A 24,190-nucleotide genomic window follows, 5' to 3' on the forward strand; every position below is an offset into this window, starting at 1 on the left:
TGCCTTTGCCGGGCGTGATTTTCACTAGTTCATGCTTTCAAAAACAGTCCGCTCGCTCTCCAGGTCAACCAGCGACATGATCGATGTCGGCGCCGCCGCCATGCGCGGCCTGACGTGGAGCCAGATGCGCGACCTGTTTCAGTTCGCGCAGCGCCGCCTGAACGAGGAGCGCCTGCCGCAGCTGGCCGGCAGCCTGACGTTTACGACCACGCTCGCGCTGGTGCCGCTGCTGACCATCGTGCTGGCCATTTTCACCACCTTCCCGATCTTTGGCAGCTTGCGCAGCGCGCTCGATGCGTACTTCGTGCAGAGCCTGATGCCGAAGGGGATCGCCAACACCGTCATCGGCAACCTGACCCAGTTCGCCAGCAAGGCCACCAGCCTGTCGGCGGTCGGCGCGGTGGCGCTGATCCTGACCTCGGCGGCGATGATGGGCATGATCGAGCGCGCCTTCAACCAGATCTGGCGGGTGCGCCAGGCGCGCCCGCTGGCGCAGCGCATCACCATCTACTGGGCACTGGTGACGCTGGGCCCGCTGTTGATGGGCCTGTCGATCACCGTGACCTCGCAGCTGTTCGGCGCCACCACCGGCCTGGCCAAAAGCGCGCCGCTGCTGGCCACCGTGTTCTACACGCTGGTGTCGATCGCGCTGACCACCGGCGCCTACACGATGCTGTACGTGACCGTGCCCAACCGTTTCGTCGACTGGCGCGACGCCATGTGGGGCGGGCTGGTGGCCGCGGTCGCCTTTGAAGTCGCCAAGCGGCTGTTCGCGCTGTTTATCCGCCAGTTCCCGACCTACGCCATTATTTACGGCGCGCTGGCGGCGCTGCCGCTGTTCCTGCTGTGGCTTTACCTGTCGTGGATGATCACGCTGTTCGGCGCCGTGCTGACGGCCGCGCTGCCGGTGGTGAAGTACGAGCGCTGGTGGTACGAGCCGGTACCGGGCGGCGCGTTCGTCGATGCGATGGCGATCCTGAAGGTGATGCATGGCCGCGCACAGCAGGGCGACACGGCGCTGGTGTCGAGCGAGGAAATCCGCGCGCATACGCGTATCGGCTACGACGAGATGACTGCGCTGATGGGCAAGATGGTCGCCGTCGGCTGGGTCGGCAGGGTGCAGACCGATCTGATCACCCGCGCGAAATGGCGCCGCCGCGGGCGCGAGGGCGCCGATAACTGGGTGCTGCTGGTGAACCTGTCGCGCCTGAAGATATCCGAGGTGTACCGGCTGTTCGTGTTCGGCGGCCTGTCGCTGGACGCCGGCGCGTCGTACGACCTGAACCCGTCCTCGCCAATGACGCTCGATATCGCCACGCTGGCACGCCAGGTCGAAGGCGCGGTTGAGGTCCAGCTGGGCCAGAGCGTGGGCGAGCACTTCGATGGGCGCCAGCTGGCGGCCCAGCCTACCAGCTGAGCTTGCCGGTCAGCATTTGCCAGTACATCTTCCAGTCGGCCCGGAACGAGTACAAGGGCTGGGTGAACGATGCCGGCCGGTTGTTCTCGTAGAAGAAGTGGCCGACCCATGCGCCGCCGTAGCCCGACACCACCGCCACCAGCAACCACCACGGGTTCATGCTGTCGATGTACTGCGCGATGCCGGCAATCGCCGATGACGTGCCGATAAAGTGCGCGCGCCGGCACATGCGGTTGGCATGCTGCGTCAGGTAGTACGGGTAGAACTCGGCGAAACTGGTGTAGCGGGTCGTCATCGGACTCTCCTGGTCGCTAATTGGCTGCCCCTGCAAAGCCGAACAGCGCGTCGAGCACGGCATCGGGCTGCTCCTGCATCATGCTGTGGCCCGCGTCGACATGGACGATCCTGGCATGAGGCATCGACGCCGTCAGCAGTTTTGTCGAGCGCGGCGGCGTCATCATGTCCTTGGCGCCGAACACCATCAGCACCGGGCAGCGCACCGCTTCGGCTGCAAGCTGTCCATTGCCGTAGGCATTGCACGCGGTGAAGTCGGTGAAGAACAATTGCTCGGGGTTGATGGCCGACATGCGCTGCATCAGCCGGCGCGCCATGCCCATCGTGTAAAACCCCGGCCCCGGGCACGATGGTTTCTGCGCCATGGACGAGTGCGACCAGATATTGACCATGTCGATCGCGGCAGGTTCATTGTTTTTCGATGTATCGAGCAGTGCGTCAGCGACCTTCATTGGATAGGTGGTTCCCAGCAGCGCCAGCTTGGTGACGGCCTGCGGCGCCTTGTACGACGCGTCCAGCGCGATCAGCGAGCCCATGCTGTGGCCGACCAGCATGGCCTGCGCGGCGCCGGCCGCGCCCAGCAGCGCCAGCAGCCAGTCGGCCATCTCCGGCACGCTGGCCAGCGCTGGCCCGGCGCTGCGGCCGTGTCCCGGCAGGTCGACCGCCAGCACATTGAAGCCGTGATGGGCGAAATAACGGGTCTGCAGCGCGAACACCGAGTGGTCGTTCTGGGCGCCGTGGATGAAAGCGACGGTCGGGCGCGCGGCGTCGAACGCCTTGCCGCCGGTATAGCAGTAAGCCTGCTTGCCTTGTACGTCAATGATCATGTCAGGCTCCTTTCTGCGACAGTTTCAGGCCGCGCGCCAGGTCGTCGATCAGGTCCTCGACGTTCTCCAGGCCGACCGACAGGCGCATCGTGCCTTCGCCGATGCCGGATGCCGCCAGTTGCTCCGCGGGCACGCGGAAATGGGTGGTCGACGCAGGGTGGATCACCAGCGACTTGGCGTCGCCGACATTGGCCAGGTGCGAGAAAATCTTGAGCGCGTCGACAAAGCGGCGCCCGGCCGCGCGGTCGCCCTTGAGCGTGAACGAGAACACCGCGCCGCAGCCCTTGGGCAGCAGGCGCTTGGCCAGTTCGTAGTCGGGGTGCGATGCCAGCTCCGGGTACGACACCGATTCCACCGCCGGATTCGACAGCAGGAAGTCGACCACCTTGCGGGTGTTGGCGACGTGGCGGTCCATGCGCAGGCCCAGCGTTTCGATCCCTTGCAGCACGGCGAACGCGTTGTGCGGGCTCATGACCGCGCCGAAGTCGCGCAGTCCTTCGCGCCGCGCGCGCAGCGCGAACGGCGCCACCGTCGACTCCTCGGCGAACACCATGCCATGGAAGCCCTCGTACGGCTCGCACAGCTCGGCGAAGCGGCCGGTCTTGTCGTATGCCGCCTGCCAGTCGAAGGTGCCGCCGTCGACCAGCAGGCCGCCGATCGCGGTGCCGTGCCCGCACAGGAATTTGGTCGCCGAGTGGAACACCAGGTCGGCGCCGTGGTCGAACGGTTTTAATAGGTAGGGCGTGGTGAAGGTCGAATCGAGCATCAGCGGCAGGTGGTTTTCGTGCGCGATGGCGGCCACGTTGGGAATGTCCAGCACATCGAGTCCCGGATTGCCGAGCGTTTCGGCGAACAGCGCCTTGGTTTCCGGGCGAATCGCCGCGCGCCATGCGTTCAGGTCGCGCGGGTCGACAAACGTGGTCTCGATGCCGAAACGTTTCATCGTGTAGGCGAGCAGGTTTTGCGAACCGCCGTACAGCGCGCGCGAGGCGACGATGTGCGAACCGGCGCCGGCAATCGTCGCCAGTCCCAAATGCATCGCGGCCTGGCCGCTGGCGGTGGCGATGCCGGCCACGCCGCCTTCGAGCGCGGCGATGCGTTCTTCCAGCACCGCGTTGGTCGGGTTCGAAATGCGCGAGTACACGTGGCCGGCGCGCTCCATGTTGAACAGCGACGCGGCGTGGTCGGAGTCCTTGAAGGCGAACGAGGACGTGAAGTACACCGGGGTGGCGCGTGCGCCGGTGACCGGGTCTGGTGCGGCGCCGGCGTGCAGCGACAGCGTGTCGAAACCTGGGTATTGGGGACCGCTCATGATGGGCTCATCCAAGAAATTGAATGGCCCGCATCGTAGCATGCCGGCGCACGCCAGCAAGCTTTGATTATTCGCAATACTGGATTTTTTGCTACGCTTAGGCTACATTCGGATAAAGCTTACAGCCGTGCAAGCGCAGATAAACCTTCCCACAGGGTGACCACCATGAAAGTCTCTGAAATCCTCCAGGTTAAAGGCAACATCCTGTACACCGCCACCCCCGACATGCCGCTGGTCGACGCAGTCAACATCATGGCGGAGAAGGATATCGGCTCGCTGGTCGTGATGGAATTTGGCGACCTGGTCGGCATGCTGACCTTCCGCGAAGTCATCAAGACGCTGCATTCCAACGACGGCGCGATCGGCGGCGGCACCGTGCGCAAGTACATGGATGACCATCCGATCACGGTCACGCCCGACACCGAAGTCAATGAAGTGCGCCGCATGATGCTCGAGAAACACGCGCGCTACCTGCCAGTAATGAACGCCAAGACACTGCTTGGCGTTATCTCCTTTTATGACGTCGCGCGCGCCATGCTGGAAGCCCAGAATTTCGAAAATCGCATGCTGAAAGCCTACATTCGCGACTGGCCAGCCGAAACCGCGCAAGAAGATTAAGCGCTCATGCAGCGTTGAAATTGATTCTGACTTGCGAATGAGATAACGCAAGCGAGCCCATCAGATCGAGACCAGACTGGAGTCAGCACGGCTGCAGCGACGGCCGGCTGTCACCATCGAGGAGAGTCGACATGGGCACCACATCTGTTTGCGCCAGCGCCTTGCTGCGCGTCCTTGCCGCCGCGGCCGTCGCCGCGAGCGCGCTGTCATTGCCGGTCCACGCACAGACTTCGGCCGCGAAAGGCGTTGCCACGCTGGACGTCTGCGAAAATGCCGCCACCGGGAAATGGGTTTACTCTGGCATTGTCGCGATTACCAGCGCCTTACCCAGGGGAACCGCCGCGAAAGTCGATTACACGGTCCAGAACCGGGTGTCCGGCGCCGATTACCTGCCATCGTATAACGCCGCCGCAGTGCCGCTGGTAAGCACCGCGGCGCCGATGTACGGCTTCAGTATCGAGGAGGCGGCCCTAACCCTGGGGACGATGCGCGGCGCCGCCGCCGTGCAGCTGACCGATCCCGCCAACCCGGGCCGTGTCAGCAGCTTTGGCCTGGTCGCCCCGGAGACGGTGTGCGGCTGCAATCCGATCAAGGGCTGCGTACGCACCCAGGGCTACTGGGGCAGCAAGCCGGACGTGATCTGGCCGGCACCGTATAGCCGCGATGCATTGTTCTTCGCCAGCGGCCTGACACTGCAGGGCATTCTCGATGCGCCGGTGCGCGGTAGCGGCTACCTGATCCTGGCCAAGCAGTACATCGCAGCGGTGCTCAACTACGCCGGCGGCGCCTCGGCGCCGCCCAGCGTGATTGCCGCCATCGACGAAGCGGCGGCCTTCTTCGCCGGCGGCACCACACCCGCCAGCTGCGAGCCCGGCCAATGCCAGCGCCAGATCGACCTGGGCGCGATCCTCGACGCCTACAACAATGGCGTCTATCCCGGCGCGCCGGGCCATTGCGCCGACTGATCACGGGAGGAATGGCGCCAGGGCCAGGGGCAGGGCAGCAGCATCGCCCTGCGTACGGTAGAATTGGCTTTTCCGCCTTTCCTCTCTCCTCATCATGTCCGGCAACTCATTTGGCAAGCTGTTTACCGTCTCAACCTTCGGCGAATCGCATGGCCCGGCCATCGGCTGCGTCATCGACGGCTGCCCGCCCGGACTGGCCTTGTCGGAAGCCGACATCCAGCCCGAGCTTGACCGCCGCCGCCCGGGAACCTCGCGCCACGTCACCCAGCGCCAGGAAGCCGACCGCGTCGAAATCCTGTCGGGCGTGTATGAAGGCGTCACCACCGGCACCCCGATCGCGCTGCTGATCCGCAACGAAGACCAGCGCAGCAAGGACTACGGCAATATCGCCGACAGCTTCCGCCCGGGCCACGCCGACTATACCTACTGGCACAAATACGGCGTGCGCGACCCGCGCGGCGGCGGCCGTTCCTCGGCGCGCCTGACCGCGCCGGTGGTCGGCGCCGGCGCGGTCGCCAAAAAATGGCTGCTGCAGCAGTACGGTACCGTGTTCAGGGGTTGCATGAGCCAGCTGGGCGACATCGCGGTGCCGTTCGAGAGCTGGGAGCACGTGCACGACAACCCGTTCTTCGCCGCCAGCGCCGATGCCGCGCTGATCGCGCGCATGGAAGACGCGATGGATGAACTGCGCCGCGCCGGCGACTCGATCGGCGCGCGGATCGACGTGGTGGCCCAGAACGTCCCGGTCGGCCTCGGCCAGCCTATCTACGACAAGCTCGATGCGGACATCGCGTTCGCCATGATGGGTATTAACGCGGTCAAGGGCGTCGAGATCGGCGCCGGCTTCAACAGCGTGGTGCAGAAGGGTTCCGAGCACGGCGACGAGCTGACCCCGGATGGCTTCATCGGCAATAACGCGGGTGGCGTGCTGGGCGGGATCTCGACCGGGCAGGACATCGCGGTCTCGATCGCGATCAAGCCGACCTCGTCGATCCGCACGCCGCGCCGCTCCATCGACAAGGAAGGCAATCCGGTGATGGTCGAGACCTTCGGCCGCCATGATCCGTGCGTGGGCATCCGCGCCACCCCGATTGCCGAAGCGATGCTGGCCCTGGTGCTGATCGATCACGCCCTGATGCACCGCGCGCAGTGCGGCGACGTGCGGGTGAATACGCCGCGACTGGCCTGACGCGCGCGTCAGCTGACGCGGCCGAGGGTTTCCAGCTCGCCGGCGCGGCGCCGCTCGACCGCTTTCATCACCAGCGCGCGCAGGTCGTTCATCAGCGAGAACTCGGCGGCGCTCAACTGGATCGCCGGGAAGCTCTGGTCCCAGTCGCCGTACAGGAAACCGACCGCCTGGCCGTTGGCGCACAGCGGCAGGATCACGAAGCTGCGCGCGCCCGACAGCGTCTGCTTCCACCATGCCGGCAGCTTGGCGGCGAACTTCGGATCGCGTGCATTTTCGATGAAGATGACGCGGTCGCTGTTGAGGGCCGCGTGGAAGACGTTCGGCTCGTACGCATCGTTGAAGCGCATTTCCGGCATCATCGCCTGGACGCCTTCGCCAAAGCCCATCTTGCAGGTATATTCCTTGTCGCGGCGGTTGCGCATGAACGCCATCGCGTGGGTGAACGACAGGCCCTGGTACAGGGTTTCGAGCGCCATCGACGACATCTGCCCCGGGCTTGCGCTGGCAGCGACGTCGCGCATGTCCGATACCCCGCTGACCAGGATGCGGTTGCCTTCGGCGCGCAGGCGGGTCGATGCGGCTTCGAGGGCGCGCCTCTCGGCCGGCTTGGCCAGCGGTGCGATCTGCAGGTCGGCGGCCGCGGCCACCTTGGCTTTCCCGATCGAGACCAGCAGGGCGTCGGGGGCGATGTTCAACAGCGGCGCAAAGCCGGTGGCCAGCGCGCTGACCGCTTCGGTGCTACCCGGTTCGTCGCCCCACAGGGCGTCGGCGCATTGCGACGACATGGTCGATACCGCGGCAAGCCAGTCGCCGTGGCCGAAGGTGTTGCCGCGCTGGCCAGGCGCGGATCGCCGCATGCCGCTGATCAGGTTTGCCGGCAGGCCCCAGTGACGGGCCGCGGCCACGCCGATGCGTTCGAGCGACATGCCGAGCACTTCCTCGGCCGCTTCGTCTTCGGCGCGGCCGGCGCCGCGCTGGGTGATCTGCAGCCAGCGCTCGGGCATATAGAACGACACCATCATGCGGCCCAGCGTATGCAGGATGGAGCAGACCACCGCTTCCTCGGCCACCTTCGGCAGGCAGCCCGCCGCCACCTGCTGCGCGACCATCCCGGCCAGCACCGCCTTTTCCATTTCGATGTGCGCGACCTCCGAATCGGGCAGCGACTTCGACAGCTCTTCGATCAGTTTCAGCCCGAGCGCCAGGTGGCCGATCGCCTCGGTGCCCAGCACCAGCACGGCTTTCGAGACGGTGTTCACGCGCTGGCCAAAGGCCGCATACATGCCGCTGTTTGCCAGGCGCAGGACCTTTTGGGTCAGCACCGGGTCGGTCAGCACCGTCTGGGTCATGTTGAATTCCTGCTCGTCCTCACCGCGCATGGCGCCGAGGATCGCGCTGATCGCCTTGGTGAAGCCGGGCATGTCGCCCTGGCGCCGCGTGCGCTCCCAGAGCAGCGCAAGGGTGGTCTCGGAACTCATCGGGGGCAGTGCGTTGGCGGTAGTCGTCATGGGTTCCCGGCCCTCAGGTCGATTGGCAGCAGGGCTGTGTATTTGTCTTCCGTCAACGCTGCCATGGCAACGTGGGCGGGCATCGGCTTGCCGGTCAGGTAGCCCTGGATGAACGCGCAGCCGCGCTGGTTAAGGTAATCCAGCTGTTCTTCGGTTTCAACGCCTTCGGCGACCACCGACAGGCCAAGGTGCTTGGCCAGGTCGAGCACCGCGTTGCAGATCGCCGCGTCCTTGGCCGCGTGCGGCAGGTCTTTGACAAAGGCGCGGTCAACCTTCAGCACCGAGATCGGGAAGCGCTTCAGGTAGGCCAGCGACGAGTAGCCGGTGCCGAAGTCGTCGATCGCGATGCGCGCGCGCCGTTCGGCCATGCGCGCAAGGACCGTTTCGGCGTGGACCGGGTCGACCATCAGGGTGCCTTCGGTGATCTCGAGCACCAGCTGCTCGCCGCCGAGGCCCGAGTACGCCAGCGCGTCGTCGAGCACGTCGAGGAATTTATCGCTGCGGAACTGGCGCGGGCTGATGTTGACCGACATGTACAGCTTGCGGCGCGCCGCTTCCTCGAACTGGCGCAGCTGCACGCAGGCGGCCTTCAAGGCCCACGCGCCGAGCAGGTTGATCAGGCCATTGGTCTCGGCGATCGGGATGAAGCGCACCGGCGGCACCATGCCGAGGGTGGGATGCTTCCAGCGCATCAGCGTCTCGAATCCCTGGATCTGGCGCGTGCCCGCGTCGACGATCGGCTGGTAGTACAGCAGGAATTCGCCTTCGCGCACCGCCTGGAACATTGCCGCTTCGAGCGAGATGTCGTGCTCCGGCGGCCCGTTCTGGGCCGGGCTGTAGACCACGCAGCGCGCCTTGCCGGTTTCCTTGGCGCGCGACATCGCGGCGTCGGCCAGCGCCACCAGGCGCACTTCATCCTCGGCGTGCTGCGGGTAGATCGACACGCCGACCGAGGCGCCAAGGTAGACGGTGTGCTTGTCGATTTCAAACGGCGGCTGCAGCGTCGCCAGCAGGCGGCCGGTGACCAGCTTGATCTGCGCTTCGGTGTGGGTGCCCGGCAGGACCGCGACAAACTCGTCGCCGCCGATGCGCGCCAGCGTATCGCTGTCGCGCAGGGTTTTGCGCAGCCGCGCCGACGCCATCTTCAGCACCGCGTCGCCCACCGGATGGCCGAGGCCATCGTTGACTTTTTTAAAGCCGTCGAGGCCGATGGTCGCCACCACGAAGCCCTGGCCGGAGCGGCGCGACTGGGCGATCACCATGCGAATCCGGTCCGACAGCAGCAGGCGGTTGGGCAGTTCGGTCAGCCCGTCGTGGGTGGCCAGGTGGCGCAGGCGTTCTTCGGTCGCGCGCTGGACCGACATGTCGCGGCCGACCGCCAGCAGGGCGAGGTCGCCATCGGGCAAAGCCAGTGCGGCGAAGCGGAATTCGAACCAGACTTCCTTTTCCGGGGTATTCAGGCGCGCCTCGATGCGCACCGCATCCTGGCCGCCGACCGCATTGGCGACCGCATTGGCGACCGCGTGGCGCAGGATCGACTGGTCGGCCTCGGCCACCAGGTTCGCCAGCGGCTGGCCATGCAGGTCGCCGGCGGCGCCGCTCAGTGCGATGGCGCGCTGGCTGGCTTTCCGGATCGCGCCATCGAGGTCGAGGGCGAAAACGATATCGCCGGCCGCTTCGAGAAGTGGCCCAAGCGCCGCGGCGGCGGCGCTTCGCTGTGCGGCGCGCAGCTCGCTCTCAGGCACTGATGGGGGACTGGAAAGCATCTGAAAAAGTGCGACTTTCTTATCGTAAGGCCTGAAAAGTATCCAATTTGGGTACGAAGCGAATGGCCGGGTCTGTTTGATCCCGCAAGTCTACCAAACTAGAGCGAAAAGGATGAAGCAAAGATGCCAAAACGCATTAAATATTGTGGCGCAAGCCGTTGATTTCGTTAAATCTGACGCCGGTCAAAGGAATTGCGCGGCCGCCGCCGGCATTCGGCCGCGTGCGGCCGTCGAAAGCTTGCGTCCGAAATGCGTTTGCGCTAGCCTCAGGCGCGGTCCACGATCAACAGCCAACCCCGGAGCAATGAAACAATGAGCCAGTTCGACACGCACGCGGTATTTAACCAGGCGCCGCCATTTGAGAACGTCAATTTGTTCGCCTGCGATCCGGCACTGATGGAGGCGGTTGTGCGCGAAGGCGCCGGCTGGGCGGCCGACTGCCTGGGGGCGCTCGGCGCGCAGCTGGGGACGGCGGCGACATTCGAGCTGGCGCGGCAGGCCAATGCCAACGGCCCGCGCCTGGTCAATTTCGACCGCAGCGGGAACCGCATCGACGAGGTCGAGTTCCACCCGTCGTGGCACACACTGATGGCGATGCTGATCGAGGCCGGCGCCCACGCCTCGCCGTGGGATTCGGCGCGGCCGGGCGCGCAGGTGGCGCGCGCGGCCCAGTACCTGCTGTTCGGGCAGGTCGAAAACGGCAGCCAGTGTCCCGTCACGATGACCTATGCGTCGGTCCCGGCGCTGCGCCAGGCCGGCCCGATCGCCGACAAGTGGCTGCCGAAGATCTTGTCGCGCCAGTACGATCCACGCTCGCTGCCGATCGAACAAAAGACCGGTGCGCTGATCGGCATGGGCATGACCGAGAAGCAGGGCGGCACCGACGTGCGCGCCAACACCACGCGCGCCGTACCGATGGATGCCGGCGCGGCGCAGGCGCGTTTTGGCGCCGAGGGCGAGGGCGCGTGGCGCATCGTCGGGCACAAATGGTTCTTCTCGGCGCCGCAGTCTGACGCCCATCTGGTGCTGGCGCAAACCAGCGACGAGGGCAGCGCGGGCCTGTCATGCTTTTTCGTGCCGCGCTTCCTGCCTGACGGCAGCCGCAACGAGATCCGCGTGCAGCGCCTCAAGGACAAGCTGGGCAACCGATCGAACGCGTCGTCGGAAGTGGAGTTTGCCGGCGCCACCGGCTGGCTGGTCGGCAAGCTCGGGCGCGGCATCCCGACCATCCTTGAAATGGGCAGTCACACGCGCCTGGACTGCGTGGTCGGCAGCGCCGGCATCATGCGCGCGGCGCTGGCGCATGCGCTGCACCATGCGCGCGGGCGGTCGGCCTTCGGCAGGCCGCTGGCGCAGCAGCCCTTGATGCAGAACGTGCTGGCCGACCTGGCGCTGGAATCGGAAGCGGCCACCGCGTTTGCGATGCGGCTTGCGCGCTGCTTCGACGAGGCCGCCGATCCGGCCCAGGCGCTGCTCGGGCGCATCCTCACGCCAGCGGGAAAATACTGGATCTGCAAGCGCGGGCCGGGCTTTGGCTTCGAGGCGATGGAGGTGGTCGGCGGCAATGGCTATGTGGGAGACGGCCCGCTGGCGCGGCTGTATCGGGAGTTTCCGGTCAATTCGATCTGGGAAGGATCGGGCAACGTGATGTGCCTGGATGTGCTGCGCGCCTTCGGCAAGGCGCCCGAAACGCGCGACGCGCTGGCGGCCGAGCTGGCACTCGTTGGTAGCGGCGACGCGGCGTTTTCCGCCTACAGCGAACAGCTGCTGGCCGACCTGGCGCGGCCGCAGGACGAATACGGCGCGCGCCGGCTGGCCGAGCGCATCGTCGTCGCGGTGCAGGCGGCGCTGCTGCTGCGCCACGCGCCGCCGTTCGTCGCCTCGGCCTTCGTGGCCTCGCGCCTGGCGCGCGACGCCGGCGGCGCCTACGGACGCTTGCCGGACGGCGTCGATTGCGAGGCGATCCTCGCGCGCGCACTGGCAATCTGATGCATTTGCGTCATTTGTCGTGTCCATTGGACATTTATTTGCCAAAATGCGGACAAACCCGTCCGTGGCTGGGATAATGGCGAAATAGCCTCACTTAGACGATTACATGAACAACACAATGAAACAAGATCCCCGATTTCCCAACCTGTTTATCCTGAATCACCCGCTGATCCAGCATAAATTGAGCCACATGCGCGAGCGCGATACGTCCACGCGCACCTTCCGCGAACTGCTCAAGGAAATCACCCTGCTGATGGGTTACGAAATCACCCGCGACCTGCCGCTGACCACGCGCCAGATCGAGACCCCGCTGGTCACCATCGACGCCCCTGTGATCGCCGGCAAGAAGCTCGCCATCGTGCCGATCCTGCGTGCAGGCATTGGAATGAGCGACGGCCTGCTGGAACTGGTGCCGTCGGCACGGGTCGGCCACGTCGGCGTGTACCGCGACCCGGACACCCATATGCCGGTTGAATACCTGGTGCGCCTGCCCGACACGGCCGACCGCATCTTCATCCTGTGCGACCCGATGGTGGCGACCGGAAACTCCGCGGTCCACGCGATCGATGTGCTGAAAAAGCGCGGCGTCAGCGACGAGCAAATTATCTTCCTGGCCCTGGTTGCCGCACCGGAAGGCGTTGAGGTGTTCCAGAAGTCTCATCCGAAGGTCAAGCTGTACGTGGCCTCGCTCGACTCGCACCTGAACGATCACGCCTACATCGTGCCAGGCCTGGGCGACGCCGGCGACCGTATTTTCGGCACGAAATAAGCGCCCCATGGCCACGTTGATCGACCAGGATTTCTTCGCCAGGCTGAACGAGCTTAATGTGAAGTTCGCCGCGAGCGTGCCGGCCACCATGGGGCGCCTGCGCGACGTGCGCGTGCGCTTCGCGCCGGACAGCCCGGACAAGGCACTGGTCGGCGAGCTGCACCAGATGTTGCACACCATCGCCGGCTCGGCCGCCACGTTTGGTTTCCGCGTGCTTGGCCAGCAGGCGCGCCAGCTTGAACAGCGGCTGCGCGTGCTGATGGCGTTCGATACGGTCCAGGCCCAGGATTGGGAAAACTGGATGGTTTGCCTGGATGAATACGTGGCGTGGGCGGAAACCAATCCAAAAGCCGATCAATATCCCTGAACACCCATTCGGGCAGTAAAGCAATTGTGCGACGCCTTTACTAGTTGCAAGTTATCTTACGATGGTCGTTTGATATAACGCAAACTTGTACCGCTTCGATGGCCTATATTCACCGTACTGCCGCAGTGAACACGGGCGCTAAAGAGTTGACGCACTGAATTATTTCAACCGTCAGCATTTTATTTTGTGCGGGACGTGCTTTTTGTGTTTTATTCGGTATAATACGGGATCGTTGGATTCGAGGTAGTAGTGCAGTTTGTCTGTCATTTCTTACTTGGTTCTTCAAACGATCGAAAACGGACGCAAGTCCACTTAACTGAAATAGGAAATTGTAATGGCAACTGGCATCGTAAAATGGTTCAATGATTCGAAGGGCTTCGGCTTCATCACCCCTGATGAAGGCGGCGAAGATCTGTTCGCTCACTTCTCGGCTATCCAGTCGGCAGGCTTCAAATCCCTGCAAGAGAACCAGCGCGTCTCTTTCGAAGTAACTGCTGGCCCTAAAGGCAAGCAAGCTTCGAACATTCAGCCTATCTAATAGCTGAATCCAATAAAAAATCCTCGGCTTCCGGGGATTTTTTTTAGCCCCAGCTGCTACAGCGACGGGTGACGAGAGGGCCGGTTAATTCCGGCCTTTTATCGTTTACGCCAGTACTCCCTGCCTGCGTAGGTGTGGCGCAGGAAATCGACGAACGCCCTGATCCGCAATGGCAGGTGGCGGCGCTGCGCGAACACCGCATAGATGTCGTTGCCGGGCGCGGCAAACTGGTCGAGCACCGTGCGCAGCCGGCCTGCCTCGATATCGCTGGCGACCTCCCACATCGAACGCCACGCCAGTCCCTTGCCTGTCAGCGCCCAGTCGTGCAGCACGGCGCCGTCATTGCACACCATGTTGCCGGCCACCTTCAGCGTCACGATCTTGCCGTTCTCGCTGAACGACCAGCCGCGCTGGCTGCCTTCGCTGCTGATCGCCAGGCAGTTGTGCTTGGCGAGGTCGGCCAGGGTGCGCGGCGTGCCGTTGCGCCGCAAGTAAGCGGGGGAGGCGACCAGCACGCGCTGGTTGTCGGCCAGTTTCACGCCCACCAGGCTTGAATCGGACAGGCTGGCGATGCGGATGGCGACGTCGACGCCTTCGCCAACGACATCGACGATGCGGTCGGTGAGGTTGAGGTTGACCGTCACATCGCGGTGCTCGGCGAGGAAGGAGGGCAGCAACGGCGCCACATGCTGCCTGCCGAAGCCGGCAGGCACCGACACCAGCAGGTGCCCGCTGGCGCGCGCGCTGCGCTCGGCGACCGCCGATTCGGCCTCTTCCAGCTCGCTCAGGATGCGCTGGCAATCTTCCAGGAAGGCGGCGCCCTCGTTGGTCAGCGCGAGCTTGCGGGTCGTGCGCTGCAGCAGCTTGACGCCGAGCCGCGTTTCCAGCGCATCGAGGCGGCGCCCGATCATGGCCGGTGCGATGCCTTCGGCACGTGCCGCAGCCGACAAGCTGCCGCGCGCGACGACTTCAACGAAGGTGGAGATCTGGCGGAACTGTCCCATGCAAATTCTTTCGTATCTGTGACAAAAACGCACAAATGAATGTATTAATTGTCTCGTTTAGCTACCAGATAGTGAATATACTTTAAGTTAACTGAAACGCCCAGCATCCACCTTCACCTACAGGAGCAGCAGCCCATGAGCATCACGACCCCAGCCGGCATGGAAATTACCGCCGAGATCAAGCCCGGTTACGAACAGGTCCTCACACCGGAAGCACTTGCGCTGGTGGCGAAGCTGACGCGCGAGTTTGAACCGCGCCGCCAGCAGTTGCTCGCGGCACGCGTTGAACGCGCAAAGCGCCTGGATGAGGGCGAGCGTCCTGATTTTCTCGCCGAGACCGCGCACATCCGCGCAGGCGACTGGAAAATCGCGCCGATTCCCAAGGCGCTGGAATGCCGCCGGGTCGAAATCACCGGCCCGGTCGAACGCAAGATGGTGATCAACGCGCTGAACTCCGGCGCCGACAGCTACATGACCGACTTCGAAGATTCGAACACGCCGAACTGGGAGAACCAGATTACCGGCCAGCTCAACATGCGCGACGCCGTGCGCGGCACCATCGCGATGGAGCAAAACGGCAAATCGTACAAGCTGAACGACAAGGTGGCGACCCTGGTGGTGCGTCCGCGCGGCTGGCATCTCGACGAGAAGCATGTGCTGGTCGACGGCAAGCGCGTCTCCGGCGGCATCTTCGACTTCGCGCTGTTCATGGTGCACAACGCCAAAGAGCAGCTGGCGCGCGGCGCGGGCCCGTATTTCTACCTGCCGAAAATGGAATCGCACCTGGAAGCGCGCCTGTGGAACGACATTTTCGTGATGGCGCAAAATGAACTGGGCCTGCCGCAGGGAACCATCAAGGCGACCGTGCTGATCGAAACCATCCTGGCCGCGTTCGAGATGGATGAAATTTTGTACGAGCTGCGCGATCACAGTGCTGGCCTGAATGCCGGCCGCTGGGATTACATTTTCTCGTGCATCAAAAAATTCAAGCTGGACAAGGACTTCTGCCTGGCCGACCGTCCAAAGGTCACGATGACCGCGCCGTTCATGCGCGCCTACGCTTTGCTCCTGCTGAAGACCTGCCACAAGCGCGGCGCGCCGGCGATCGGCGGCATGTCGGCGCTGATCCCGATCAAAAACGATCCGGAGAAAAATGACGTCGCGATGGGCGGCGTTCGCAGCGACAAGGCGCGCGATGCGACCGACGGCTACGACGGCGGCTGGGTTGCGCACCCGGGCCTGGTCGAGCTGGCGATGACGGAGTTCAAGAAGGTACTCGGCGACAAGCCAAACCAGATCGAAAAGCAGCGCCCGGATGTCGAGGTCACCGCGCTCGAACTGCTGGACTTCAAGCCGGAAGCGCCGATCACCGAAGCTGGCCTGCGCTACAACATCAACGTCGGTATCCATTACCTTGGCAGCTGGCTCACTGGCAATGGCTGCGTGCCGATCCATAATCTGATGGAAGATGCCGCGACCGCCGAGATCAGCCGCTCGCAGGTGTGGCAGTGGATCCGTACGCCGAAGGGTGTGCTGGACGACGGCCGCAAGGTAACCGCCGAGATGGTGCGCGCGATGATTCCGGAAGAACTGGCGAAGGTAAAGGAAGTGGCGCCGAACGGCTCGGATCCCAGCTACGCGCGCGCCGCGGTGATATTTGAAGAAATGTCGACGTCGGAATCGTTCGCCGAGTTCCTGACCTTGCCGCTGTACGAAGAAATTTAAGCGCTACGCCGCCGCCACTCCCGCTTGCCGGGCGTGGCGAGGCGCGTTAAAAAGTATTCTTCCATTCCCTCAGCGCCGCGAACGCATTGACCGGCGGTGCGGCCGCATCCAGCCCCCGTTGCTTGACAAGCGTGTCGATAATCCCTGGTTCGCGGTAGCGCAGAAAAGGATTGGTCGCTTTCTCCAGCCCGATTGTCGACGGTACCGTCGGCTCGTCGTGCGCCCGTTTCTCCGCCTCAGTTTTTACCCGTTGCAGCAGCGCCGCGTTGCCCGGTTCGACCGCCTGGGCGAAGCGCAGGTTCGACAGCGTGTATTCGTGCGCGCAATACACCAGGGTGTCGTCGGGCAGCGCGGCCAGCTTGCCGAGCGAATCGGTAAACTGCGCGGGAGTGCCTTCGAACATCCTCCCGCAACCGCCGGCGAACAAGGTGTCGCCGCAGAACAGCCAGTTCGGATCTTGCGCCACATACGCGATATGGCCCAGCGTGTGGCCCGGCACATCGAGCACCCGCAAGGCCAGTTCCAGGCCCGGAACATGGACCTCGTCGCCTTCGGCCAACGGCTGGGTGACCGCCGAAATCCCGTCGTTGCGCGGCCCGAAAACGGGCACACTGGCATGCTGCAATAACTGTTGAACTCCACCAATGTGGTCAGCATGGTGATGGGTGAGTAAAATGGCAGCAAGGGTGAGCTTGTGCTCGTCCAGCGTATCGAGGATGGGCTGGGCGTCGCCTGGGTCGACCACCGCCGCATTGGTGCCGTCATGAATCAGCCAGAGATAGTTATCTTTAAAGGCGGGGATGGCAAGCACGGTCAAATCGTTGCGCAGAATAGACGTCATAGTGTTGGTTTCGACAAAAGGGTAGGCATGGACAGCGCGGCATCCGAAAAATCCATTATAGCGCTCGACGGCTGGCTGAAATCGCCCGCCGGGATTTACGTGCGCCAGTGGGAACAAGCCTGCCTCGACGAGCTGACTGTCGATATTTTTGGCTACAACGCCGTGCAAGTGGGCTTGCCGCAGATCGACGCACTGGCCGCCAACCGCATGCCCAACAAATGGCAGGCGGCTACGCGCTTGTCCCATCTCGACGATGTGGCGCTGGCAGCGGGGAACAAGCAGATCGCGGTCGCGCTCGATTTTGCCGAGCTGCCGTTCGCCTCGCAAAGCCTCGACCTGGTGGTGATGCCGCACGTGCTGGAGTTTGCGGCCGAACCGCACCAGGTGTTGCGCGAAGTGGAGCGGGTGTTGATTCCGGAAGGGCAGGTGATCATCTGCGGCTTCAATCCGGCCAGCCTGTGGGGTTTGCGGCAGAGTGTGCGGCGCATCACGCGCAGCCCTTATTTACCTGTCGCGGGGGAATTCATTTCTTTGCCCCGGATGAAAGACTGGTTAAAATTATTGAATCTTGGCGTAACGCGCAGCCATTTTGGCTGTTATGCGCCGCCTGCCCGGACCACCCAGTGGCTCAATCGCTTTGCCTTCATGGAAAACGCCGGCAAGCGCTGGTGGCCGTATCTCGGCGCGGTGTACATGGTGCACGCAGTCAAGCGGGTCAAGGGGATGACCCTGATCGGTCCGGCATGGAACAAAAAATCGGCATCGGCGCCACAAGCCGTTCCCGCAACTAATAGAAAGTAACAGCTGGATGAGCAAAGTAGAGATTTTTACCGATGGCGCATGTAAAGGCAATCCTGGTACCGGCGGCTGGGGTGCCTTGCTGGTCGCCGACGGGCACGAGAAGGAAATCTTCGGTGGCGAACTCAATACCACCAACAACCGCATGGAATTGCGCGCCGTAATCGAGGCGCTCGGCACCCTGAACCGTCCTTGCGAAGTGGTGCTGCACACCGACAGCCAGTATGTTCAGAAAGGCATCTCCGAGTGGATTCACGGCTGGAAAGCGCGCGGCTGGAAGACCGCGGCGAAAGCACCGGTCAAGAATGAAGACCTGTGGAAGGCGCTCGACCTGGCCCAGCAGCAGCACAAGGTGGACTGGCGCTGGGTGCGCGGCCACAACGGCCATCCTGGCAATGAACGTGCCGACGTGCTTGCCAACCGCGGCGTCGATACGGTCCGCCGCTAGGCGCTGGCTGTTATACTTCGCCGACTTGTTTCACTACATCACTAAGATTCCATGCGTCAAATTGTCCTCGATACTGAAACCACCGGCCTGAACCCACGTACCGGCGATCGCGTCATTGAAATCGGTTGTGTCGAGCTCAATAACCGCATGCTGACCGGGAATAACTTCCACCGGTATATCAACCCGGAACGCGACTCGGACGAAGGGGCGCTGGCAGTCCACGGATTGACGTCGGAGTTCTTGCGCGATAAGCCGAAGTTCGCTGAAATTGCGGCAGAGTTGCGGGAATATATCGAAGGCGCCGAGCTGATCATCCATAACGCGCCGTTCGACCTGGGGTTTTTGAACCACGAGTTCAAGCTGCTCGGACTGCCGCCCTTTGTCAGCCTTGCGAGCGGCGTGATCGACACGCTGGTCAATGCCAAGGAAATGCATCCGGGTAAGCGCAACTCGCTCGATGCGCTGTGCGACCGATACGGCGTATCCAACTCGCACCGCAAGCTGCACGGCGCGCTGCTCGATGCGGAGTTGCTGGCCGATGTCTACCTGTCGATGACGCGCGGGCAGAACAGCCTGTCGATGTACGACGAGGTGGAAGCCGACAACGCCGGCATCACGCTCGAAGCCGTCGCGCTGGCGGAGATCATCGTGCTGCGCGCGGCCGACGACGAGCTGGCCGACCATGGCAGCGTGCTCGACGGCCTGGACAAGCAGGTCAAGGGCAGCTGCGTCTGGCGCCACTACGCCGACGCATAAGCGCTTACGACGTCACGGCCACCAGTTCCAGCTTCAGGTCCAGCATGCCTGACGGGACGTAGATCGAGATCGACTGCGCCTGCAGCATCCGCTCGTACATCTGGCCTTTCGCGTCCACCGTGAAGTAGCAGGTATCCGGCCGTACCGGTACCGCCGCCGGCACTTGCGGCGCATGCTGGAGGCGCACTCCCGGCAATGCCGACAGCACGAACTTCTCAACGTCGTCCGGTGCGCCCACCTTGAAGCGCAACGGGACGAGATCCACCAATTCCACCAGCGGCATGCTGGCCGATACCGCGACATAAAACGCGGTTTTGTCGTCGATCTTCCCCGAGTCCAGCGCGCCGCTGTAATACGACGGCCGGACTTGATTGAGCGCGATCGCAAAGTATTTGGACGAGATGACCGTGTCGACCAGTTCGCGAATAATCTGGAACAGCTTCTCGAATGACGGGCCAGGATCGCCGTGCTGGTAGGCCGGAAGGTCGGCCAGCGTCCAGCTTTTGGAGAAGGTCATCAAACCGCCAGCAATGCCGAGCATTTGTTCGTACAGCCGTTCCGGATGCAGCGATGGGTGGTTGAAATGGTGCGTCAAGGCCGCGAAAGCCGAGCTGGCGGTATGCAGCAGCCAGAATGACGACATGTCGCCGGAACGGAATTCGACCACATTGCGGCTCGGCTCACGGTGATGACCGTACAAGGCACTGACCTTGGCCTGCAGCGCGTCCAGCAAGCGGCGCAGCTGCATGAACAGCACCGGCGCGGCGGCCACCGACAGGCTTGGCGCAACAAATGCCGGGTCCATTTCAAATCCGCCAGCAGAGGCGCGGCGCAGGCGCAGCAGCGGGAAGTGGGTGTAGGAGTCGCGCGGCTCGAATTCGGAGACCAGGCGCAGCTTCTTCCTCAGGTATGACAGCTGCGCCTGCGCAGCCTGGGTGTACAGGTCCGGCGTGTCCTGGTTGACCTGGACAAAACGCGCCCCGTCCTTGGGTTGGCCTGGCTGACTGAAGTTGCCGCCAAAAGGCTTGAAGGTGGGGAGGGCGGCGTAATACGTCACGCTTTGCTGGGATTGCAGCAACTGGCTCAGGTCTACAGGCTCCGGCAACTCGTCCGCGCCCGGGGCGACGACCATTTCCCCGTCCTGGAAGCGCAGGGCCAGTTCGAGGATGCGCAGGCTGTTGCTGGCCAGCGCGTCGCGGTCCACGTTCAAATGGCTCACGCCCCAGGCGTAGGGGTGGACCGACTTGACGCTCTCGTGCAGCCGATGCTCATGGTACTGGTCTTGCTGCTGGAAATGCTGGGGACGCAGGAACAGGCCCTCGCCCCAGAGAACTTTACCGGTCATCTTGCGTGCCTCTCTTCTGCAGCGATTAAGTTCGCAAACATAACCTTTCCTCTGCTCATTTGCAGGCGAATGCTGTGCATCCTTGCGCCTGCTCAAGGTGTGCGCCGGTCGCCGCCATTGGCGCTGTTTTTTCCATTCTTTCTGTGCAAATATTCCATCCTGCGGCCGCGCTCGGCTGACCTTGGGGGGCACATGAAGGGTTTTACACCTGGCTTGTTTGACCGCTTGATGGATGTGCCGGTGCGCGGCGCGACCAGCGCGACGGTGTCGCGGATATCGGTCGAGGACCTGAAGGATTCGGTGGCGCGCGACCTCGAGGCGCTGCTCAATACGCGCACCGCGCTGTCCGAAGACCTGCTGAAGGCCTTCCCCGAATGCGCCCGCTCCGTGCTTACCTATGGCCTGGCCGATTTTGCCGGCAGGTCGCTGTCCAGTCCTGATGACCGCGCCCATATCTGCGCCTGCCTTGAACAGGCGATCGCGCGCCATGAACCGCGCCTGCGCAATGTCACGGCATCGCTCGATGAGCGTGACGGCGCGATTAACAGCCTTAATTTTTCGATTGCCGCGATGATGGTTGTCAGCGAAGCACAGGAGCCGGTTAACTTCGACGCGCAACTGCAGCCGTCGACGCTCCATTACAGCATCAGCAAAGCGCGCCGGCCGGCGCCAGTGGGAGGTTGAACGTGGAACAGCTGCTGCCGCACGATGAGCTGGACCATTGATTGAACGGAAGCAGTCCTGATCAGAACAAATCATAGGGGAGTGTTGCCTTGGATGACCTTCTTCCGTACTACGAGCGTGAGCTCGGTATTTTTCGGCAATACACGCGCCAGTTCTCGGAGCGCTTCCCTAAAACCGCAGGTAAGTTACTCATCGCGGGCGAGAATTCCGAGGATCCCCACGTTGAACGGATGATCCAGTCCTTCGCGCTGTTGACGGCACGGATTTCAAAACGGCTCGACAGCGACTACCCAAAGTTCACCGAAGCGATGCTGGAGAGCCTGTATCCCCATTTTCTTCGGCCACTGCCTTCCTACTCGATCGTCCAAATCGGGGGGCGTGACAATGAGCGGCCCGAATCAATCTCTGTCCTGCCGCGCGGGAGCACGCTGCAATCTGATTCGGTGCAAGGGGTAACGTGCCTGTTCACTACAGCCTACGACGTGACCCTGGCGCCTCTCGTGATCTCCAAGGTTACGTTCATGCCGGTAATCGACGACACGTTGCGCGCGATGCGACTGCCCCCGACCGTGACCGCTAGCATAAACATCACGATCGATAGCCTCGCGCATGGGCTTGGCGATTTCGCCGGGCGCCTGAAGAAGATCCGCGTCTTCATAGACGCCGAGCCATCACTGCGTGCCTCCTTGATCGACACGCTACTGATCCGCTCGGCGGGCGCCTACCTGCAGGACGGAAGCACGGGTGCGTGGAACGCGCTCAAGCGTGTGCCTCTGGACGTTGCTGGCTTTGGTGACGATGACACGATGATTCCTTTCACAGCCCGATCGCATCCTGCTTTTCGGCTACTGACGGAGTATTTTTCGTATCCAGAAAAATTCAACTTCATCGACATCGACCTCAGTGAAATTGCACCGCTGCTCCCAGAAAAATGCTCACGCATGACGCTGCAGTTCACCATCGCGGGCCTGTCCAGCGACTCGAACGAAGCGCGGCTGCTGGCGGCGCTATCAAACAAGAATTTCAAACTGGGCTGCACGCCAGTCGTGAACCTGTTTGAAAAGCGCGGTGTACCAGTTCAGCAGGATCACACCAGTTCTGACTATCAGCTGCTTGCCGATGCCACGCATGCTTCAGGATATGAGGTCCATTCTATCAACTCGGTACGGCTCGTCCGTGAGTCAACAGCCGGCAACACCGTGACGGAGTTCACGCCGCTATATACGGCTCGCCCTGGCGGCGCGGCCGAAGGCAAGGGCAACTATTGGATGGCCCGCCGCGACGACTCCATCGCTGCGATCAGTCCCGGCCATGAACTCAGGATCACGCTCGTTGATGCGGACTTCAACCCTAGCAGCGGCGAGACAGCGACGCTTTCGACCGAGCTTAGTTGCACCAATCGCGACTTACCCTCCCAGCTGCGCTACGGTCATGCCAGTGGCGACCTCACTTGCGATGCCGTCGCGACTACGATGCCGATCCGGCTATTACGCAAGCCATCCTCTCCGTACCGCTTCGCATCCGACAAGGGTTCCCACTGGCGCCTGATCTCGCACCTCACATTGAACTATTCGACTCTGACGACTGCCGGCCTGTCGGACCTTCGCAAAATGTTGTCGCTGTACGACCTGCCTCGGTCCACAATTTCACAACGGCAGATTGGTGGCATCGTGGGGCTTGAACACGGAACGGTTCGCGCATGGATGCCAACCTTGCCGGTGGCTTCGCTTATGCCTGGCATCGGCATTCGAATGACGGTTGACGAGCAGGCCTTTGTCGGCAGCGCGCTCTACATCTTTGCTCGGGTTATGGACCGCTACTTCGCACTCAACCGCCAGCTCAACTGCTTCACCCAGCTCGAGATCGTCTCGGAGCAATCAGGGAAGGAGATACTGAAATGTCAGCCTCGCTGCGCCGAAAAAGCGTGATCCAGCGCTTGCTGGATGAACCGTATCGATTTGAGTTCGGCCAGGCTGTCAATCTGATTGTCCTCTGGCTGGGTAGTCAGGGGGTGCCCCGGGAGAGGGCGCTCCTTGATCACTTGAGGTTTGAAAATAGCCTGTCCTTGGCATTCCCGCCCAGCCAGATTGAAAGGTTGGCCGCGATTTGCGACGAAGATATCGTTAGTGAGAAGGACCTCGCCCAGAAGCTGAATGAAGACCGGGCGCTGCAATTCACGGTGACGCCCACGTTTATGGGCTTCCTTGGCGAGAATGGCGCGTTGCCTCATCACTACACCGAGCGAATCGCAGCCCATCAGTTGCTCGGGAAGGACGAGGCGCCGCGTGCCTTCCTGGATGTATTTTCAAATCGCGCACTGGCGCTTTTCTATGAATCCTGGCGAAAGAACCGTATTGAGCAGTCGATTGGCGACGGCAAGGATAACTACCTGCCGCTTCTTCTCAGCCTGGCCGGCTTCCAGCCCCAAGCATCGAACGATAACGCCGAGGGCATCAGCGACGAGACAATAGCGTTGTTCGCCGGGGTGCTGCAGCAGCGCCCAGTCTCACCAGTGGTCCTCGCCCGAGTGCTTGCGTGCGTTCTTGAGGTCGCGATCGATGTGGAAGAGTCGGTCGGCTTCTGGAGCGTACTCGGACCGCATGAGCAATGCGCGCCTGGCCTGATGAACGCCACCCTCGGATACAACACCATTCTTGGCGAGCGCACCTGGCGGCCGGACCTGGGGGCACGATTGTCCGTTGGGCCAATGCATAGGGAGCAGTTTGAAACCTTCCTTCCAGGCGGGTGCGCAGCATTGTCGCTGGCGAAGATGCTGACGCTGTTTGGCGATCACACAGTAGTTTATGAGATCAGGCTAAACCTCCATGCTGATGATATCCGGCCGATCGTTCTCGGAGGCCAGGTCGCCGTGGGCGCACGGTTAGGTCAGAACAGCTTCCTCATCAGTGAGTCGAGTTCCAGCGACCGCGACGACGTGTTCTACCACATTGCTCCAACGGCGCCGTTGCCACCACGGTCCGCCGTACGAACACATCCGCTGAGCTAGGTTTTCCTAAACTTGACCTTAGT

The 24,190-nt window shown here is 62.8% G+C and carries 23 protein-coding genes; 15 read left to right on the top strand and 8 right to left on the bottom strand.

All coding sequences use genetic code 11. The features are described 5' to 3' along the window. Window positions 1–31: 31 nt before the first annotated feature. Complete coding sequence (locus tag I4X03_RS10025) at window positions 32–1,417, top strand: YihY family inner membrane protein (RefSeq protein ID WP_223468073.1); 1,386 nt, start codon at window positions 32–34, stop codon at window positions 1,415–1,417. Here I4X03_RS10025 and I4X03_RS10030 read toward each other — a convergent pair. Genes I4X03_RS10030 through I4X03_RS10040 form a run of 3 tightly spaced genes read right to left on the bottom strand, consistent with a single transcriptional unit; the run spans window position 1,407 to window position 3,850 of the window. Then, the gene (locus I4X03_RS10030; RefSeq protein WP_223468074.1) at window positions 1,407–1,712 is read right to left on the bottom strand and encodes an Mpo1-like protein; all 306 of its coding nucleotides are present in this window, start codon (window positions 1,710–1,712) and stop codon (window positions 1,407–1,409) included. The genes I4X03_RS10025 and I4X03_RS10030 overlap by 11 nt on opposite strands. Window positions 1,713–1,728: 16 nt before the next feature. Further along, window positions 1,729–2,538: an alpha/beta fold hydrolase gene (locus I4X03_RS10035; protein WP_223468075.1), complete on the bottom strand. Its 810-nt coding sequence runs from the start codon at window positions 2,536–2,538 to the stop codon at window positions 1,729–1,731. A 1-nt stretch (window position 2,539) separates the two neighbouring features. Beyond that, window positions 2,540–3,850, bottom strand: a complete 1,311-nt coding sequence (locus tag I4X03_RS10040) for an O-acetylhomoserine aminocarboxypropyltransferase (RefSeq protein ID WP_223468076.1) — start codon at window positions 3,848–3,850, stop codon at window positions 2,540–2,542. Window positions 3,851–4,015: 165 nt separating this feature from the next. Here I4X03_RS10040 and I4X03_RS10045 point away from each other — a divergent pair, with 165 nt between their 5' ends. From I4X03_RS10045 to aroC, 3 genes are all read left to right on the top strand, one after another. After that, a complete protein-coding gene (locus I4X03_RS10045) occupies window positions 4,016–4,468 on the top strand; it encodes a CBS domain-containing protein (protein ID WP_223468077.1) in 453 nt (150 codons plus the stop codon). A gap of 131 nt (window positions 4,469–4,599) precedes the next feature. Next, window positions 4,600–5,433, top strand: coding sequence for a hypothetical protein (locus tag I4X03_RS10050; protein WP_223468078.1), 834 nt, complete (start codon window positions 4,600–4,602; stop codon window positions 5,431–5,433). A gap of 94 nt (window positions 5,434–5,527) precedes the next feature. Next, window positions 5,528–6,622 carry a chorismate synthase gene (gene aroC, locus I4X03_RS10055; RefSeq protein WP_223468079.1) on the top strand — a complete coding sequence of 365 codons (1,095 nt, stop codon included), beginning with the start codon at window positions 5,528–5,530 and terminating at the stop codon, window positions 6,620–6,622. Between the two features lie 8 nt (window positions 6,623–6,630). Here aroC and I4X03_RS10060 read toward each other — a convergent pair whose 3' ends face one another. Further along, window positions 6,631–8,130, bottom strand: coding sequence for an HDOD domain-containing protein (locus I4X03_RS10060; RefSeq protein ID WP_223468080.1), 1,500 nt, complete (start codon window positions 8,128–8,130; stop codon window positions 6,631–6,633). After that, window positions 8,127–9,896 carry a putative bifunctional diguanylate cyclase/phosphodiesterase gene (locus I4X03_RS10065; protein WP_223468081.1) on the bottom strand — a complete coding sequence of 590 codons (1,770 nt, stop codon included), beginning with the start codon at window positions 9,894–9,896 and terminating at the stop codon, window positions 8,127–8,129. Before I4X03_RS10065 ends, I4X03_RS10060 begins: the two co-directional genes overlap by 4 nt. Window positions 9,897–10,208: 312 nt before the next feature. On the opposite strand from I4X03_RS10065, the gene I4X03_RS10070 reads away from it, so the two are divergent. From I4X03_RS10070 to I4X03_RS10085, 4 genes are all read left to right on the top strand, one after another. Then, window positions 10,209–11,885: an isovaleryl-CoA dehydrogenase gene (locus I4X03_RS10070; RefSeq protein WP_223468082.1), complete on the top strand. Its 1,677-nt coding sequence runs from the start codon at window positions 10,209–10,211 to the stop codon at window positions 11,883–11,885. A gap of 118 nt (window positions 11,886–12,003) precedes the next feature. Next, window positions 12,004–12,654 (top strand): uracil phosphoribosyltransferase, encoded by a 651-nt coding sequence (upp, locus tag I4X03_RS10075; RefSeq protein ID WP_223468083.1) that lies wholly within the window; start codon window positions 12,004–12,006, stop codon window positions 12,652–12,654. A gap of 7 nt (window positions 12,655–12,661) precedes the next feature. Continuing rightward, a complete protein-coding gene (locus I4X03_RS10080) occupies window positions 12,662–13,021 on the top strand; it encodes an Hpt domain-containing protein (protein ID WP_223468084.1) in 360 nt (119 codons plus the stop codon). Window positions 13,022–13,355: 334 nt separating this feature from the next. Further along, window positions 13,356–13,559, top strand: a complete 204-nt coding sequence (locus I4X03_RS10085; RefSeq protein ID WP_020703630.1) for a cold-shock protein — start codon at window positions 13,356–13,358, stop codon at window positions 13,557–13,559. 98 nt (window positions 13,560–13,657) lie between these two features. On the opposite strand, the gene I4X03_RS10090 is transcribed toward I4X03_RS10085, so the two are convergent. Further along, on the bottom strand, window positions 13,658–14,563 hold the full coding sequence (locus tag I4X03_RS10090; protein WP_223468085.1) for a LysR family transcriptional regulator: 906 nt from the start codon (window positions 14,561–14,563) through the stop codon (window positions 13,658–13,660). A gap of 135 nt (window positions 14,564–14,698) precedes the next feature. On the opposite strand from I4X03_RS10090, the gene aceB reads away from it, so the two are divergent. After that, window positions 14,699–16,288 carry a malate synthase A gene (aceB, locus tag I4X03_RS10095; RefSeq protein WP_223468086.1) on the top strand — a complete coding sequence of 530 codons (1,590 nt, stop codon included), beginning with the start codon at window positions 14,699–14,701 and terminating at the stop codon, window positions 16,286–16,288. A gap of 46 nt (window positions 16,289–16,334) precedes the next feature. Here aceB and gloB read toward each other — a convergent pair whose 3' ends face one another. Next, window positions 16,335–17,129 (bottom strand): hydroxyacylglutathione hydrolase, encoded by a 795-nt coding sequence (gene gloB, locus I4X03_RS10100; RefSeq protein ID WP_223468087.1) that lies wholly within the window; start codon window positions 17,127–17,129, stop codon window positions 16,335–16,337. A 27-nt stretch (window positions 17,130–17,156) separates the two neighbouring features. Between gloB and I4X03_RS10105 the strand changes: the two genes are divergently transcribed. Genes I4X03_RS10105 through dnaQ form a run of 3 tightly spaced genes read left to right on the top strand, consistent with a single transcriptional unit; the run spans window position 17,157 to window position 19,131 of the window. After that, window positions 17,157–17,930, top strand: a complete 774-nt coding sequence (locus I4X03_RS10105) for a class I SAM-dependent methyltransferase (protein WP_223468114.1) — start codon at window positions 17,157–17,159, stop codon at window positions 17,928–17,930. A 7-nt stretch (window positions 17,931–17,937) separates the two neighbouring features. After that, entirely contained in the window at window positions 17,938–18,375 is a 438-nt protein-coding gene (gene rnhA, locus I4X03_RS10110; RefSeq protein ID WP_223468088.1) for a ribonuclease HI, read from the top strand. A gap of 51 nt (window positions 18,376–18,426) precedes the next feature. Next, window positions 18,427–19,131 (top strand): DNA polymerase III subunit epsilon, encoded by a 705-nt coding sequence (gene dnaQ / locus I4X03_RS10115; protein WP_223468089.1) that lies wholly within the window; start codon window positions 18,427–18,429, stop codon window positions 19,129–19,131. Between the two features lie 4 nt (window positions 19,132–19,135). On the opposite strand, the gene tssK is transcribed toward dnaQ, so the two are convergent. Then, window positions 19,136–20,476: a type VI secretion system baseplate subunit TssK gene (tssK, locus tag I4X03_RS10120; RefSeq protein WP_223468090.1), complete on the bottom strand. Its 1,341-nt coding sequence runs from the start codon at window positions 20,474–20,476 to the stop codon at window positions 19,136–19,138. A 192-nt stretch (window positions 20,477–20,668) separates the two neighbouring features. Here tssK and tssE point away from each other — a divergent pair, with 192 nt between their 5' ends. From tssE to tssG, 3 genes are all read left to right on the top strand, one after another. After that, window positions 20,669–21,160 (top strand): type VI secretion system baseplate subunit TssE, encoded by a 492-nt coding sequence (gene tssE, locus I4X03_RS10125; RefSeq protein WP_223468091.1) that lies wholly within the window; start codon window positions 20,669–20,671, stop codon window positions 21,158–21,160. 89 nt (window positions 21,161–21,249) lie between these two features. Beyond that, window positions 21,250–23,088, top strand: a complete 1,839-nt coding sequence (tssF, locus tag I4X03_RS10130) for a type VI secretion system baseplate subunit TssF (protein WP_223468092.1) — start codon at window positions 21,250–21,252, stop codon at window positions 23,086–23,088. Next, window positions 23,058–24,167, top strand: a complete 1,110-nt coding sequence (gene tssG / locus I4X03_RS10135; protein WP_223468093.1) for a type VI secretion system baseplate subunit TssG — start codon at window positions 23,058–23,060, stop codon at window positions 24,165–24,167. Before tssF ends, tssG begins: the two co-directional genes overlap by 31 nt. Window positions 24,168–24,190 lie beyond the last annotated feature (23 nt).

It is taken from the genome of Massilia soli, from assembly GCF_016809835.1.
Taxonomy (GTDB): domain Bacteria; phylum Pseudomonadota; class Gammaproteobacteria; order Burkholderiales; family Burkholderiaceae_D; genus Telluria_A; species Telluria_A soli.